This is a genomic window from Pseudomonas profundi (assembly GCF_008638305.1).
In the GTDB taxonomy this organism is placed as follows: Bacteria; Pseudomonadota; Gammaproteobacteria; order Pseudomonadales; family Pseudomonadaceae; genus Halopseudomonas; species Halopseudomonas profundi.
On the sequence record NZ_VTPZ01000009.1, the window covers coordinates 24,474 to 39,396 of the forward strand.

At 62.2% G+C, this 14,923-nt stretch carries 15 protein-coding genes; 9 read left to right on the plus strand and 6 right to left on the minus strand.

Annotation, left to right across the window (positions count from 1 at the left end):
* Positions 1–96: 96 nt before the first annotated feature.
* Genes FZE95_RS12830 through FZE95_RS12865 form a run of 8 tightly spaced genes read left to right on the plus strand, consistent with a single transcriptional unit; the run spans position 97 to position 6,935 of the window.
* Entirely contained in the window at positions 97–588 is a 492-nt protein-coding gene (locus FZE95_RS12830) for a Na+/H+ antiporter subunit E (RefSeq protein ID WP_317845782.1), read from the plus strand.
* Positions 585–839 carry a monovalent cation/H+ antiporter complex subunit F gene (locus FZE95_RS12835; RefSeq protein ID WP_150301269.1) on the plus strand — a complete coding sequence of 85 codons (255 nt, stop codon included), beginning with the start codon at positions 585–587 and terminating at the stop codon, positions 837–839. Before FZE95_RS12830 ends, FZE95_RS12835 begins: the two co-directional genes overlap by 4 nt.
* Positions 832–1,152 carry a cation:proton antiporter gene (locus FZE95_RS12840; RefSeq protein ID WP_150301270.1) on the plus strand — a complete coding sequence of 107 codons (321 nt, stop codon included), beginning with the start codon at positions 832–834 and terminating at the stop codon, positions 1,150–1,152. Before FZE95_RS12835 ends, FZE95_RS12840 begins: the two co-directional genes overlap by 8 nt.
* Positions 1,133–2,056 (plus strand): hydrogenase subunit MbhD domain-containing protein, encoded by a 924-nt coding sequence (locus FZE95_RS12845; protein ID WP_223825055.1) that lies wholly within the window; start codon positions 1,133–1,135, stop codon positions 2,054–2,056. The genes FZE95_RS12840 and FZE95_RS12845 overlap by 20 nt, the downstream gene beginning before the upstream one ends.
* Complete coding sequence (locus FZE95_RS12850) at positions 2,046–2,348, plus strand: NADH-quinone oxidoreductase subunit K (RefSeq protein ID WP_150301271.1); 303 nt, start codon at positions 2,046–2,048, stop codon at positions 2,346–2,348. The genes FZE95_RS12845 and FZE95_RS12850 overlap by 11 nt, the downstream gene beginning before the upstream one ends.
* Positions 2,345–3,769 (plus strand): complex I subunit 5 family protein, encoded by a 1,425-nt coding sequence (locus tag FZE95_RS12855; RefSeq protein WP_150301272.1) that lies wholly within the window; start codon positions 2,345–2,347, stop codon positions 3,767–3,769. Before FZE95_RS12850 ends, FZE95_RS12855 begins: the two co-directional genes overlap by 4 nt.
* A gap of 2 nt (positions 3,770–3,771) precedes the next feature.
* Complete coding sequence (locus tag FZE95_RS12860; RefSeq protein WP_150301387.1) at positions 3,772–5,283, plus strand: complex I subunit 5 family protein; 1,512 nt, start codon at positions 3,772–3,774, stop codon at positions 5,281–5,283.
* The gene (locus FZE95_RS12865) at positions 5,280–6,935 is read left to right on the plus strand and encodes a complex I subunit 5 family protein (protein ID WP_150301273.1); all 1,656 of its coding nucleotides are present in this window, start codon (positions 5,280–5,282) and stop codon (positions 6,933–6,935) included. Before FZE95_RS12860 ends, FZE95_RS12865 begins: the two co-directional genes overlap by 4 nt.
* Positions 6,936–7,026: 91 nt before the next feature.
* On the opposite strand, the gene FZE95_RS12870 is transcribed toward FZE95_RS12865, so the two are convergent.
* The gene (locus tag FZE95_RS12870) at positions 7,027–7,254 is read right to left on the minus strand and encodes a hypothetical protein (protein ID WP_150301274.1); all 228 of its coding nucleotides are present in this window, start codon (positions 7,252–7,254) and stop codon (positions 7,027–7,029) included.
* Positions 7,255–7,520: 266 nt separating this feature from the next.
* Here FZE95_RS12870 and FZE95_RS12875 point away from each other — a divergent pair, with 266 nt between their 5' ends.
* On the plus strand, positions 7,521–9,389 hold the full coding sequence (locus FZE95_RS12875) for a carboxylesterase/lipase family protein (RefSeq protein WP_150301275.1): 1,869 nt from the start codon (positions 7,521–7,523) through the stop codon (positions 9,387–9,389).
* A 98-nt stretch (positions 9,390–9,487) separates the two neighbouring features.
* On the opposite strand, the gene FZE95_RS12880 is transcribed toward FZE95_RS12875, so the two are convergent.
* From FZE95_RS12880 to FZE95_RS12900, 5 genes are all read right to left on the minus strand, one after another.
* The gene (locus tag FZE95_RS12880; RefSeq protein ID WP_150301276.1) at positions 9,488–10,534 is read right to left on the minus strand and encodes an AbrB family transcriptional regulator; all 1,047 of its coding nucleotides are present in this window, start codon (positions 10,532–10,534) and stop codon (positions 9,488–9,490) included.
* Positions 10,524–12,035 carry a tripartite tricarboxylate transporter permease gene (locus FZE95_RS12885; RefSeq protein ID WP_150301277.1) on the minus strand — a complete coding sequence of 504 codons (1,512 nt, stop codon included), beginning with the start codon at positions 12,033–12,035 and terminating at the stop codon, positions 10,524–10,526. The genes FZE95_RS12880 and FZE95_RS12885 overlap by 11 nt, the downstream gene beginning before the upstream one ends.
* A 2-nt stretch (positions 12,036–12,037) precedes the next feature.
* Complete coding sequence (locus FZE95_RS12890) at positions 12,038–12,496, minus strand: tripartite tricarboxylate transporter TctB family protein (protein WP_150301278.1); 459 nt, start codon at positions 12,494–12,496, stop codon at positions 12,038–12,040.
* A 94-nt stretch (positions 12,497–12,590) separates the two neighbouring features.
* The gene (locus FZE95_RS12895; RefSeq protein ID WP_150301279.1) at positions 12,591–13,571 is read right to left on the minus strand and encodes a Bug family tripartite tricarboxylate transporter substrate binding protein; all 981 of its coding nucleotides are present in this window, start codon (positions 13,569–13,571) and stop codon (positions 12,591–12,593) included.
* Positions 13,572–13,633: 62 nt separating this feature from the next.
* Positions 13,634–14,908 (minus strand): OprD family porin, encoded by a 1,275-nt coding sequence (locus tag FZE95_RS12900; protein WP_150301280.1) that lies wholly within the window; start codon positions 14,906–14,908, stop codon positions 13,634–13,636.
* Positions 14,909–14,923: the final 15 nt, after the last annotated feature.

The following is a 14,923-nucleotide window of genomic DNA, read 5'->3' on the forward strand; positions in this document are numbered from 1 at the left end:
ATCCTGGCCCTTCGTGAAAGTAACAGTGGCCAATGCCTGATTGAGCGACCCATGATGCTGACCTACCATGACTTCAACTGAATGACGGGAGTTACTGTGTCTCAAACCTGGACGGATCGTTTTCTGTCACGACGCATGCTGTTCTGGTCGTTGCTGTACGCCGTTCTATGGTGGCTGCTTGCGGGAGGCAAAGGCTGGTATATCGGCGCCCCCTGCGTCTTGGGCGCAGCCCTGTTGTCATGCTGGCTCGGCAGCGCGGCCTGGACCCTCCGCCTGCGCGCCGCGCCGGGTTTTGTGCTGTTTTTCCTCCGCGCGCTGCTGGCCGGCGGTTGGGACGTCGCGCTCCGCGCGCTGCGACCGCGCATGCCGCTTGATCCGGCCTGGGTCAGTTATCCTCTCAAGGCACGCGAGCCGCGTTCACGCCTGCTGCTCGCCGCAGCCGTCAGCTTGTTGCCCGGCACCCTGGCCGGTGTAATAGAAGCGGACCGGCTGACCTTGCATGTGCTTGATCATAAGCAGCCATGGCTGGAAAGTGTGGCGCGCCTGGAGCAACTGTTGATGCGGCTGCTCGGCGAGGGCCCGGCATGATCCTTTTGGCTGTCATCCTGTTGCTGAGCATCCTCGCCGGCCTCTGGCGTGTGTTCCATGGTCCGACCCGAGCCGATCGCCTGCTGGCTGTCCAGCTGTTCGGCACTACGGGCGCTGCGCTGTTGATGCTGATGGCTCACTGGCAAGCCCAGCCGGCATTGCTGGATGCGGCGCTGGTACTCGCCTTGCTGGCAGCGGTGGTGACCGCCGCGCTGGTGCAGTTCCTGCGGAGGCCGAATAGGGATGACTGATGCGCTCCACTGGCTAAGCGGCATTGCACTGGCGCTGGGAGGATTCTTCTTCGTCGCCGGCACGCTGGGATTGTTGCGCTTCCCTGATATCTACAGCCGGCTACATGCCGTGACCAAAGCCGATACGCTGGGCCTCGGTCTGGTCGCGCTCGGCCTGGGTCTGCGTGCTGACAGCTGGCATGCAATCGGCGTGATGTTCGCCATCTGGCTGCTGGTGATGGCGTCGAGCACTACCGCCTGCCAACTGCTCGCGCGCTACCAGCGCGGCCAGGATCAGATTACTGAGCATGAGGATGACGATGCCCTCCGTTGAGCTAGTGTTCGACATCACCCTGAGCCTGCTACTGCTCATCCTCGCCGGCATTGCCTTGCACGTCCGCCATCTGTATACCGGTGTGGTAATGTTCATCGCCTTCGGCCTGTTGCTGGCAATCACCTGGGCCCGGCTTGGCGCGCCGGACCTGGCATTGGCCGAGGCGGCCATCGGGGCGGGATTGACGGGCGTGCTGTTGCTGGCCGCTCTGGCACGTATCGGACCGGAGTCAACGCCACGTCCTGCGCCCGGCCACGAGCTGACTGCCGGACTGCTCGGCGCTCTCGTATTGATACTGCTGATCCGTGCCGTGCTGCCCCTGGAACACGGACCGCAATTTCTGCCCGGCCTGGTCGAGACCCATCTCGACGCCAGCGGCGTCAGCCATCCGGTGACAGCGGTGCTGCTCAACTTCCGCGCCTGGGACACCCTGCTGGAACTGGTTGTTCTGCTATTGGCGGTGCTCGGCGTGCGCCAACTGCGGCCCGCCGGTTACAAGCAGGCGCAAGCATGGACGTTGCTGCGCGCCTGGAGTCGTATCCTGGCGCCGCTGAGCGTGATCATCGGGGGCTATTTGCTCTGGCGCGGCAGCCATGCACCCGGCGGCGCCTTTCAGGCCGGTGCCCTGCTGGCGGCGGGCGTTGTGCTGCTGCGCCTCGCCGGTCTGCTGCCGCTCTTGCGCTGGGATCACTGGCCGGTGCGCGCATTGGTGCTGATGGGCGTCGCGGTGTTCCTCTGCCTTGCCGCGGCCAGCACCTGGTTCGGTAGTGGTTGGCTGACGTACCCTGCGCAGTGGTCCGGCAAGTTGATCCTGCTGGTCGAAGTCGCGGCAACCCTGTCGATTGCCGCCAGCCTGAGCCTGCTGGTCATCGGCGAGCGGGAGGAGCTGGGCAATGAGCACTAGCCTGATCTTCCTGTGCCTGGGCATCGTGCTCTGGTTGATGGGGCTGCACGGGCTGCTCCGCTTGCGCCACAGTATCCGCCGGATCATGGCGATCAACATCATGGGCAGCGGCACCTTCATGGTGATGGTCGCCCTGGCCAGTCGCAGCGAACAGAGCGATCCGGTACTGCACGCGCTGGTCGTGACGGGACTGGTGGTCGCCGTGAGCGCCACCGCCTTCGCCCTGCGTCTCACCGCCGCAATCGCCACCAACAAACACTCCCGACCGGGCACGCCGGAGCCGCGCGAATGAGTCTGGCATTGGCAAGCCTGCTGATTCCGCTGGCCACGGCGCTGCTGTTGCTTTTTCTGCGCTCACGGGCGGGTGCCTGGGTGATTGTTGCCAGCCTGCTCAGCCTGATTGCTGCCGGACTGGCGCTGTCCGAGGTGGTCACCCATGGCACCCGGACGCTGGCTATCGGCGGCTGGGACGCGCCACTGGGCATCCGCTTCGAGCTGAATACACTGAGCGCCCTGCTGTTGACCTTCACCGCGCTGGTTCATCTGCTGGTCGCCGTATATGCCGAGCGCAGCCGCCACAGTCAGACCCGTGACACCGATTACTGGCCGTTGTCATGCCTGCTGCATGCCAGCCTTGCGGCGCTGTGGCTGTCACGTGATCTATTCAACTGGTACGTAACGCTGGAGCTGCTCGGTCTGGTGGCAGTCGCCATGATCGTCATTGCGGGGCCAAAGGCGCATGGCCCGGCGCTGCGCTATCTGCTGTTGTCCCTGGCCGCCTCGCTCTGTTATCTGCTTGGCGTCGCCCTGCTCTACGGCCGTTACGGCGTGCTCGACATCGAGTTGCTGGCGGCAATGACCGAGGTCAATCACACGACGCGTATGGCGCTGCTATTGATGACCCTGGGCCTGATGCTCAAGGCTGCGCTCTGGCCGCTGCACCTGTGGTTGCCTGCCGCCCATGCCAGTGCACCAACGGCGGTGAGCGCGCTGCTGTCGGCGCTGGTGGTCAAGGGTCCGCTATTCATCCTCTGGCTGCTGTGGAGCCGCATCGCACCGGTCGAACTGGCGCAACCGGCGGGCCTGCTGTTTGCACTGGCGGGCATCGTCGCGCTATTGGCGGGCGGCTGGGCGGCGCTGCGTACGCCCTTTCTGAAAACCCTGGTGGCCTATTCGACCGTCGCTCAGCTGGGTTACGCGTTGTTGGCTCTGGGGTTGCTGCTGCACTGGCAGCGCAGCGAACTGTCAGCGGCGCTGTGGCTATTCGTGCTGGCCCACGGCCTGGCCAAAGTGTCGATGTTCCTCGCCGCCGGAGAAATGCAGGCCACCCTTGGCAGTAAACGGGTGTCTGCTCTAAAGGGCGCCACCCAGACCATGCCAATCGCCATGTTCGCCTTTGCGGTAGCCGGCGGCAGCCTGATCGGTCTACCGCCCAGCGGCGGCTTCGTCGCCAAGTGGATACTACTGCAGCCGTTGCTGGCAGAGCCCGCCCACTGGCCCTGGGCACTGGGCGTCTTGCTGGGGACTTTCGCCAGCGCTGCCTATGTTTTCCGGGTAGTGGCCCTGGCCTTCGATCGCGCCGATCCGAATCCACCCGACTACAACCCTGACGCCTTTGCGCAATGGCTGGCGCTGTTACCGGCACTGGTCGTCTGGGGCATGGCGCTATACAGCGAGCCACTGATCCTCTGGCTGACGGAGGTCGGTCCATGATCATTGACTGGTCCAGCCTGCTGCCAGTATTCATCGTGCTCAGCTCGCTGGTACCGGGCCTGTTGATATTCGCTCTGCGCGAAGACCAGAACAGATTGCGCGTGCTGCTCAATATGACTGGGGTGCTGCTCAAGCTCGCGCTGGTCGGGCTGATGCTCTGGGGCGTCGATCGCGGCATGGAATTCCGCTTCGCCGTACCCTTTCTGCCGGGCGGCGGCCTGGTCTTGCAGGGCGACGCACTGTCGCTGCAGTTCGTCAGCCTGTCCTCGGTACTCTGGCTGGCCACGACCATCTATGCCATCGGCTACCTCGAAGACTCGCCGCTGCGCTCACGGTTCTTCGGCTACTTCAGCCTGTGTGTCAGCGCCACTGTCGGCCTGGCGCTGGCTGGCAACCTGGTGACCTTTCTGTTGTTCTACGAATTGCTCACCCTGACCACCTTCCCGCTGGTCGTTCACCGCGGCACGCCCCAGGCATTGCGGGCCGGACGCGTCTATCTGACCTATACCCTGGGCGGCGGCGCCCTGCTGCTGATGGGCGTGGCTCTGCTGCACAGCCTGACCGGCAGCCCTGAATTCGTTCCCGGCGGCTATTTGCAGCCCTTGCTGAACGAACACCGCAGCAGCCTCATCCTGGCCTTCGTCTTGATGATTGGCGGCCTCGGCGTCAAGGCAGCGCTAGTGCCGCTGCATGGCTGGCTGCCCCAGGCGATGGTCGCGCCCGCACCGGTCAGTGCCCTGCTGCACGCCGTGGCGGTGGTCAAGGCCGGTGCCTTCGGCATCGTGCGGGTGGTGTATGACGTCTACGGCGTGGAACCGGTGCAGGCGCTGGGGCTGAATGTACCGCTACTCGCGCTGGCAGCGGCGACCATCCTTTACGGTTCGATCAAGGCGCTGCAACAGCAGGAGCTGAAAAAACGCCTGGCCTACTCAACGGTCAGCCAGGTGTCGTACATCATCCTGGGCGTCGCGTTGATGGGACCAATGGCCGCCGTCGGTGCCCTGGCACATCTGGTCCACCAGGGCCTGATGAAGGTGACACTGTTCTATTGCGCCGGTAATTTTGCCGAGACCCTGGGCATACACCACATCCGGGAGCTGGACGGCGTAGGCCGGCGCATGCCGCTGACCATGGCCGCCTTCACCCTTGGCGCGCTGGGCATGATCGGCGTGCCCCCTACCGCCGGGTTTATCAGCAAGTGGTATCTCGGCCTGGGCGCGCTGGAAGTTGGCTGGGACGGCGTGTTGCTGGTACTGGTCATATCCGGCCTGCTGAATGCAGCCTATTTTCTGCCGCTGATCTACCGCGGCTGGTTTGGCCGCCCTCCAGCCGAATGGCCGGACGAACGCCCGCTTGGCACCGGACGGCCCGGCCTGGGCGAGACGCACTGGATGCTGCTGGTGCCGGTGTTGTTCACTGCGCTGCTGGCATTGCTCGCCGGCATATTGGCCGGCACCGGCTTCAGTCCGCTGGCCTGGAGTGAGCTGATCATCAACCGGGAGTTCGGCCTGTGAGCCCGCTGTGGTGGTTACTGATCCCCGGCGTGCCGCTGATGGCGTTGCTGCTGGTATGGCGCTGTCCGCGCGACGCCGGCGGCTGGCTCTGGTTGAGCTGTTTGCCGGCGTTGCTGTTCAGCCTGTGGCCACCGCAGGCGCTGGCAATCCCGGCTCTCTGGCCCGGCGCCGAATGGGCGCTGGATGATCAGCTCGGTCGCGCCTGGCTCGGGTTCACTGCCCTACTGTGGGCCTGCTCCACTCGGTTCGCCGTGGCCGACCTGAAGGACGACAACCGCCGACAACGATTCTGGATCTTCTGGCTGCTGTCGCTGACCGGCAACCTGCTGCTGGTCATTGCTCAGGATGCGGGCAGCTTCTATGTCGGCTTTACCCTGATGAGCCTGTCCGCCTACGGTCTGGTCGTTCATTTGCGAGGCCCTGCACCACGCCAGGCAGGCAGACTCTATCTGCAACTGGCGGTGCTTGGCGAGATGCTGCTCTACGCTGGCATATTGCTGCGCATTCACGAAGCCGGCGGCGCATTGGACCTGAGCGCCTGGAACACCGCGCCGACCAGCCCTCTGACCGCCACGCTATTGCTGGTCGGCTTCGGCATCAAGGCCGGCTTCTGGCCCCTGCACGTCTGGTTGCCGCTGGCTCACCCTGCGGCTCCGGCAGCAGCCAGTGCAGTGCTCTCGGGTGCGATGCTCAAGGCAGGCATACTCGGACTGTGGCGTTTCCTGCCGACTGAAGATCCGCTACTGCAAGGCTGGGCAACCGCTCTGCTGGCACTCGGCGCATTCAGCGCGTTTTTTGGGGTGCTGCTCGGATTGCTGCAAACGCGAACCAAAACCGTGCTGGCCTATTCCTCGGTCAGCCAGATGGGCTATCTGCTGGTCATCCTCGCGCTGGCCTGGAAGCAGCCTGAATACCGAACGGCCGCCGCCACCTTGTTGGCTATTTACGGCGTACACCATGGCCTGGCCAAGGGCGCGCTGTTCATGGGCGCCGGGCTCAGTGCCCATAATCGGCTCGGCCCGGTGCATTGGCTACTGATGATTGTGCCCGCGCTGGCCCTGGCCGGATTGCCGCTGACCAGCGGCGCGGCGGTCAAGGCGCTGCTCAAGGATGGCGTCGATGCCAGCGCCGTGGCGGACTGGATGCCCCTGCTCACTGCCGGTTCGCTCGGCACCACCTTGCTGGTACTGCGCGCCCTGTGGCTGATGCGCGTGAGTCAGCGGCAGAGTGAATCGCTACCCGCTGCGCCCGCTGGCCAGGTGATTCCCTGGGCGCTGCTATGCCTGATGCCGGTCACCCTGCCCTGGCTGTGGCCGCCACTGCGCCAGGCGATGCTGGATAGCCTGCCGCTGTACGCCATCTGGGCGTCGCTATGGCCAGTGCTGGCAGCCGCAGCCGTCGCCGCTTTCGTAATGAAAATGGATTGGAAAATCCCGCCGGCGCTGACCCGCCTGCCCAACCCGGCACTGATCGCGTCACTTCGCCTGAAACGCCTGCTACAACGCCCGCCCCTGCCGCCCACCGAGCCCCATGTGGACAGTGAACGCTGGCGTCGCTATGAACGCCAGTGGAATCGCCTCTGGCAACCCGGCACCGTCGCCCTCAGCGCCTGGATCATCGGACTGCTGTTAATGCTTGGCTGGTTTGGCTGAGTTCACGTAATGGTTTGAATTGCTTCAAGGAAGAAAGGGACGCAGGCCGCTGATGGGACCCTGGACGACCCGATCCGATGGGCGTTATGCGCTAACGAAACTTGCGTACATAAGCGTCTCGAACATTGGCGGATATGAAACCGCTGAGCCCTTTCCCCGCCCGCGCTAGACGATGCATCGTTGCAATGGCAGACGCTCCAGCGCTTTGATCGGTGTACTCGTAGTTCCAACCGTTGTTGAATTGCACAACGATGGCGCCTGGTGAGACTTCGTAGGCAAGCACACCTGAATCTCCACTCAGATTTTTGTAGCGGTCCATTGGCGTCTCCCAGATGCGATGATGCGCGCGGGCAAGTGCGGGCGCTATGACGGTGATTGCCCGCTGTTTACAAGCCTTCAGGATGCCCCGCCCTAGTTAAGTAAAGCAACGCGAAATAGCCAATCGACCAGTCGCTATATATGCCTCGCTTATCTGGCTTTCTAAAACGACATTCGCGTCTACCTTGATTCAGGCGTTCTGAAACTACGCAACAAGGACTGTCCTTGCCTTCTGTCCTCATAAAAATAATATTCAGGAGAAGCTCGATGTCTAGCCACATACCGGGTAACGCCCGCCTTGTGTCACCGCAACGCAATTTGCTGGTTACAGCCATTTCCCTGGCTGCCTGTTCGTTATTACTAACCGGTTGTCTGGACGGCAGCAGCAGTAGCTCGTCGGACGAACCAGAAGAACCAAGCGAGCGCGCCCAGTTGACTCTCGCTAATGGTGAAATTATTGGCCGTGCCACCGACGATACGTTGATCTGGCACGGCGTCCCCTACGCCCAACCGCCGGTCGACACGCTACGCTGGCGGGCACCGCAGCCGCCGCAGAACTGGAGTGGAACGCGGGATGCCCGTGAACGTGGCCCTGAATGCGTGCAGGCGGAAACCACCACTCAATGGCAGCGCACTTCACAGATGGTCGGTGAGGAGGATTGCCTGACTGTCGACATTTATCGCCCCAACCGCAGCGGCTTCCAGGAAGAAGCATTGCCTGTCTACGTCTGGATCCACGGTGGCTCAAACAATTTCGGAACCGCCAAACAGTATGACGGCAGCGTCCTGGCCAACCATTCGGACGTTATCGTTGTGGTTGTGCAATACCGGCTTGGTCCGTTGGGCTGGTTCTTCCATCCCGACGTGCAGACCGGCGGTTCCGACCCCCTTTCCGACTCTGGCAACTTCGGCACACTGGATACCATTCGAGCACTGGAATGGGTGCAGGCAAATATCGCCGATTTCGGTGGCGATCCGGATAACGTCACCATCACTGGCGAATCCGCTGGTGGACACAACGTCCTGAACCTGATGACCTCTCCGGAGGCAGCCGGGCTCTTTCACCGTGCCATGGCACAGAGCGGATCAATGAATACCCGCAGCCCCGCCGCGGCACGCACCTCAGCCAATGCGCATATCGAGTGGCTTATTCGTCTGCGGGAAGACCGCAAGACCCCGGACGCCCCTATCACCGCCGAGCAGGCCAGGCAAATGCGCGAAGATATGGAGGCCGCCGGCACGCTGGGTGACTACGTGCGCGCGGCCGAAGGCAGGGATCTATATCAGGCTGTCGTCAACTACAGTTCACTCAGTGCCTATGGCGCCATCGAAGACGGCACGGTGATCCCCGCCGGCGGCTGGATACCGCGCTTTACCAGTGGCGATTTCAACAATGTGCCGCTGATCCTGGGCGCCAACGAGTACGAGCAGAAGTCGTTCATGCCACTCTACGGCGCCGCCGTAAAAAGCGCGTTGCCTGACGTCCCCTCGCCACCGGACAAAACCTGGCTGGACCTGCTGGATGTTGCGTTCGAAGGAACTCAGACTCTGGATGAGGTACTGCCTACCCAGAAGGACAAGGATACCTATGAAATCACCGGGTATCACGGCGGGCGCGCCTGGCGGGCTAAATACGTAGACGAGCTGGCCCGCCTGATCAGCCAGCATCAGCCAGCTACCTACGCCTATGACTTCCGCTGGGGCACCCAGTCCGGTCCCGAGCCCTTCAACTTCATCTATGGCGCAGGGCATGCGGCGGACATCTCGTTCTTCTTCGGTACGGGCGAAGGCCTGTTCGAGTTGCCCTTTACCGAGCAGAACGAACCCGGCCGCGTAGCCTTGCAGAAAACCATGATGAACTACCTGGCGGACTTTGCCCGAAACGGCGATCCCAACGGCAGCCAGAGCGAAGCACAACCTGAATGGAACCGCTGGACGCCTGCCGCCGAGAACAAGATCATCGTGTTTGATGCAACCAATACAGAGGCGGATGTCAGCATGTCGACCGAAGAGCTAACCCTGGCGGGCGTGAATGCCGCCTGGAATGCCGCTCTGCTGGATGCCGGTTTGACGCCCACTGCAGCAGGCACACTGCCGGTCATCTTTGGTCAATCCGCGAATTATTCCACCCCCTAATTACCCGTGGCGAGAGCGGAGCTTCCCCGGCTATGTAAGAACAGCTCGGGAAGCTCTCTTGCGGGCCTAATACAACGAAGCCCAATATCAGCCATTCATTAAACGCTTTGCGGACTAAATCGCTGCCACAACAGAAACATCGGCTCGGCGAGAAACATCACCAGAAACAGCCGCAGCACCTGCAAAGCGGTAACCAGTGCCACGGACAGTTGCAGTGCTTCGGCGGTCAGGCACAGCTCGGTGATCCCTCCCGGCATCATGCCCAGCATCAGGCTAATGTCATCGACCTCGGCAAACCAGCTGAGTACTTCCGCACCAAGCGCCGCTACAAGCATCGCCATCAGGGTAAAGAGTACAACTCTGAGCATGAAGGCTGGCGCACTGCGGAAGAACTTGCGATCGAAATGGCAGCCCAGCGCGCAGCCGATCAGCCACTGACCGAGCTCACCACCGCCTGGCGGCAAGGCGATGTCCAGATCAAAGCCTACGCTTGCGACGCCACAGGCGGTCAGCGGGCCAAGCATCCAGGGGTTGGGCTGGCCGAACCGGCGCCAGATCATTGCCAACCCGGCGCCCAGGGGCATCAACAGCGCCAGCCAGCCCCAGTGGGTGCTGGCTGGTTCCGGTGCGGGGGTTTCCGGCAAGGCAAAGGTAAACAGTGCTGGGATGATCAGTACCACCATCAACAGCCGCAGGCTGTGGGCGGCGGCGACCTTGGCCGGCTCGGCTTGATGCCGCAGGGCAAGGACGACCATTTCACTGGCGCCGCCGGGCAGGCTGGCGAAGTAGGCAGTGGCGCGGTCCACGCCGCTGCGCCGAAGCACGCCAATGCCGATCACACAGAGCATTACGGTGATGCAGGCACCGAGAACGATAACCCACCAATGACCGAGGATCTGTTCGAATACCGGGGCGGTGAAATGCAGGCCAATAGCGCTGGCGACAATCCACTGCCCGGTCTGACGACCGCCGGGCAGTTCTACCAGCATCCACCCGCTGCAGCGCACCAGAATGACCGCGAGTAACGAGCCGATCATCCAGGGTAGCGGCCAGTCAGCCAGACTGGCCAGCCAGCCGCCAATCAAGCCAACCAGGGGCGTGGACCAGAGCCGCGCCTGGCCCAGCCATGCTGCGTTATGCGGCATCCGGCAAGGGCAATGCGCGACGGCCGCGGTATGCGCGCCAGAACGGCAGGGCAACCATGAATGCCACCAGTACCCAGAGACCCAGCGTGATCGGGCTGTTCCACAGAATACCCAGGTCACCATCAGAGATGGACAGTGCGCGACGCAGGTTGCTTTCCATCATCCCGCCCAGGATGAAGCCCAGCAGCAGTGCCGAGAGCGGAAAGTCCAGCTTGCGCAGAATGTAGCCGAACACGCCGATGGCAATCATCAGGAACAGATCGAAGGTTGTGGCATGCACCGCATACACACCGATCGAGGTGATGATGGCGATCGCCGGCACCAGCGTCCAGTTCGGCACCGAGAGGATGCGGGTAAACACGTTGATCATCGGAATGTTCATGACGATCAGGATAACGTTAGCCACAAACAGCGAGGCAATCAGACCCCAGACGATTTCCGGCTGGTTCTGGAACAACAGCGGCCCGGGGGTGATGTTGTACAGCGTCAACGCGCCAAGCATCACCGCCGTAGTGCCGGAGCCGGGAATACCCAGCGTCAGCATCGGCACCATGGAACCGCAGGCCGAGGCACTGTTGGCGGTTTCCGGGGCGGCCAGGCCGCGCAGATCACCGTCGCCAAAGCGGCCGCTGGCACCGGCCATGCGCTTCTCCGACATATAAGCCACAGCGCTGGCCAGGGTCGCCCCAGCACCCGGCAGAATGCCGAAAATGAAGCCAAGCAGCCCGCTGCGAATGTTGGTGCCGAAGACCGAGGCGCCTTCCTTGAAGTTGAACAGCATGCGCCCGCTGGCGCGGACTGCCGTCTGGCCATGGTGGGTGCGCTCCAGGAGCATGAGGATCTCACTGATGCTGAACAGGCCCAGGACCAGCACGACAAACTGGATGCCGTCGGACAATCCCAGGCTACCGAAGGTAAAGCGATACACGCCGCTGTTGGCGTCAATACCCACGCACGAGAGCATCAGCCCCATCAGCACCGCTACCGCCGTCTTCACCGGCTTGTCGCCAGCCATACCGGCCAGGCAGACAATCGCAAAAACCATCAGCATGAAATACTCGGCCGGGCCGAAGGACACCGCCCAGCCGGCCAGCAATGGCGCGAAGGCGACCACCCCGACGGTGGCAATCATGCCGCCAATAAAGGAGCTCCAGGCCGAGATGGACAGGGCAATGCCGCCCTTGCCCTGGCGGGCCAGCGGGTAACCGTCGAGCGTGGTCATTACTGCTGACGCTTCACCGGGAATGTTCAGCAGAATCGAGGAAATGCGTCCGCCGTACTCACAACCCAGATAAACCGAGGCGAGCAGAATCAGCGCGGTTTCCGGCGGCAGGCCCAGGGCGAAGGCGACCGGAATCAGCAGTGCGACGCCGTTGATCGGGCCCAGCCCCGGCAGCAGGCCGACGATAGTGCCGATTGTGGTGCCCGCCAGCGCGGTCACCAGATTGTTCGGGCTCAGCGCAACGCCGAAACCCTGTCCCAGATATTGCAGCGTATCCATGATCAGTTCTCCAGTACGGCCAGCACACCCATGGGCAGCGGCACGTCAAGAATGCGGTCAAACAGAAAGTACAGGCCGATGCCCAGTACCACGGCGAGGATTGCGCTGGGCAGCCAGCGGCCCCCGAACAAGCGCGCCATACCGAAGCCAAACAGTGTCGCGGTGACGATGAAACCGACCCGCTCAAACAACGCAGCCAGCGCCAGCATCAACGCCAGACAGATAAGGGTTTTGCGCAGCATTGCCGGGACTATCCTGGGTTCAGCCTCATCGCCGGTTTCCAGGCGTGGCTTGCAGACCAGTAACAGCGCGCCGGCACCAAGCAGAACAAGCAGCATCAACGGGTAGGCCCTTGGTCCAACAGGTTCGTAGGAATAGGGCGCGTGATAACCCCAGGCGGTCAGGCCAAGGCCGACGCAGGCCAATAGCAGGCACGCCGCAAACAGGCGGTGATACAACATGATGGAGTCCTCGCGGGTACAGGCCGGGGCGTTGCGCCACCGGCCGTCAGGGTCGGATTACTGAATGAAGCTAACGGGTTGCATAGCGCTCGGGTTATTGCGTCAGCCCAAACTCGGAAGCCAGTTGCTTGTAATCGGCGACCTGTTGCTTGACGTAGGTATCCAGCTCGTCCCCGGTCATGGAGAAGGGAAAGAGCTCGCGCTGTTCGCGCAAGGTGGCGTAATCCTCGGAAGCGAGAATCTCTTCGAAGGTGCCTTTCCACCAGGCATAGTCTTCATCGCTGACGTCCGGACCCATATAGAAACCGCGAATCACCGGCCAGCTGACATCGTAGCCCTGCTCTTTGGCAGTGGGGATATCGGCAACCGAATCACCCGGCAGGCGCTCATCGGACAGCACCGCGAGGATGCGGATGCCACCGCTTTCAATGTGCGGTATGGAGTCGGAGATATCCGTGCTGGCAACGTGGATGTGACCGCCCAGCAATGAGGTGGCCAGCTCACCACCCCCTTCCATGGCGACATAACGCAGTTTGCGTGGATCAATGCCGGCAGTGCGCGCAACCAGCGCTGTCTGCATCCAGTCCTGGCTGCCAACGGTGCCGCCGGAGCCAATCACGACCTTGGAGGGGTCTTTCTTGATTGCTGCAATCAGATCATCCAGGGTTTTCAACTCGGAATCGGCGCGCACGGCGATGGCGCCGTAGCTGGAACCAACCGCCGCCAGCCATTTCACGGCGTTCTCATCAAAGCGGCCAAACTTGCCCTGGGCCAGATTGAGCAGCGAGCCGCTGGAAAACGCGGTAATGGTGCCGCCTTCCGAAGCGCGCTGGGCGACCACCGCGTTATAGGCTACAGCGCCAATACCGCCGGGCATGTAGGTCACCCGCATCGGACGGCTGATCTTCTCGCTATCCAGCAGCGCGCTCTGCGCCAGTTTGCAGGTCAGGTCGAAACCGCCGCCGGGCGAAGCCGGAGCAATGCACTCGGGCCGGCTTGGCTCGTCGGCCAGTGTGTAGGTGGCAATGCCAAGGCAGGCAATGGCCAGCAAGGATGAACACAGAGCTGATTTCATGGGTGGTTCCTCTTGTTTCTTATTTTAGGCGATATCGCCGCAGTGATTCGCAGGACTGCTGCTTACCAGATTGGCAGGCTGTAGCTGACAATCAGACGGTTCTCATCCACATCACGGGCATAGCTGGAACGATAAGACGCGTTGCGCCAGCGCAGACCCAGGTTCTCCAGCGGTCCGTGCTGAATGACATATTGCAGTTCGGTATCGCGTTCCCAGTCCGAGCCTTCACCACCGGCGACCAGTTCAGCTTGATCGCCCTTGGTGTAACGGCTCATAAAGCTCAAGCCGGGCAGGCCCTGATCGGCAAAGTTGTAGTCATAACGGACTTGCGCTGAACGCTGACCGGCTTCGGCAAAGTCGTTGATCTGCACGAAGTTGGCCAGGTAGGGATTGCTGCCGTCGATATACGGGAAGGCGTTGTCGCCGCGCATTTTCTGCAGATTGAAACCGAAGCGATGGCCGTTGATGGCATAGCTGAACAGACCCTGCCAGGCCTGGTTATCGATATCGCCAGCCTGGGCGGCGCCCTGCTCCTCGGAAACGGACACGCGCAGCTCAGACTTCAGGCTGCCCTCGCCCAGTGCCAACCGGTGGGTCAAGCCAATAAAATGTTGGCGGTAGATATCATCCAGTTGTGCCAGATGATAACTGCCCGCCAGGCTGGGTATGAACGTGTAGTCCAACCCAACCCAATCAAAATGGTCTGCCTCGAACGAGCCGCCGAAACGCTGGTTCTTGTTGTTCGAGGTGATGTCCTGGGCGTCAGTGGAGTTGCGGTCCTTGGCCTTGGTCAGGCGGCCAAGGCTGATGCTCAGGTCGTCGAATTCATTGATCGTCGCCATGCCGCCTTCGAAGGTCTGCGGCAGAATGCGGCTGGTGTTCGGGTTCAGCGTCGGTAGCTTGGGCAGCAGACTGCCGACCCGTAGTTGCGACTCGGAAATGCGCGCTTTGGCGGTCAGATTCAGTTGGCTGTATTCGTCGGCGGCGCGGCCGTCATCATGGGTGGGCAGCAGGCCGGTGCCGGTGCGATCCGGGCTGGAATCAAGCTTCAGGCCAAGCATCGCCTCTGCGTCCAGGCCAAAACCGACGGTGCCTGGGGTGAAGCCGGAGTTGACGTGCAGAATAAAACCCTGGGCCCACTCCTCGCGCTTGGATTGGCCATCGCCTTCGCGGAAGTCACGGTTGAAGTAGATATTACTGGTGCTCAGCTCGGCGCTGCTGTCTTCGACAAAACCCTCGGCCTGGGCGAAAGGCGCCAGCAACAGCGTGCCAGTGGCGAGGCCAGTAGCGAGCAGCGGGCAAGAGAAATGGCGGCGCCGACACGTAGGTACAGTCATACGGATACTCCGTTA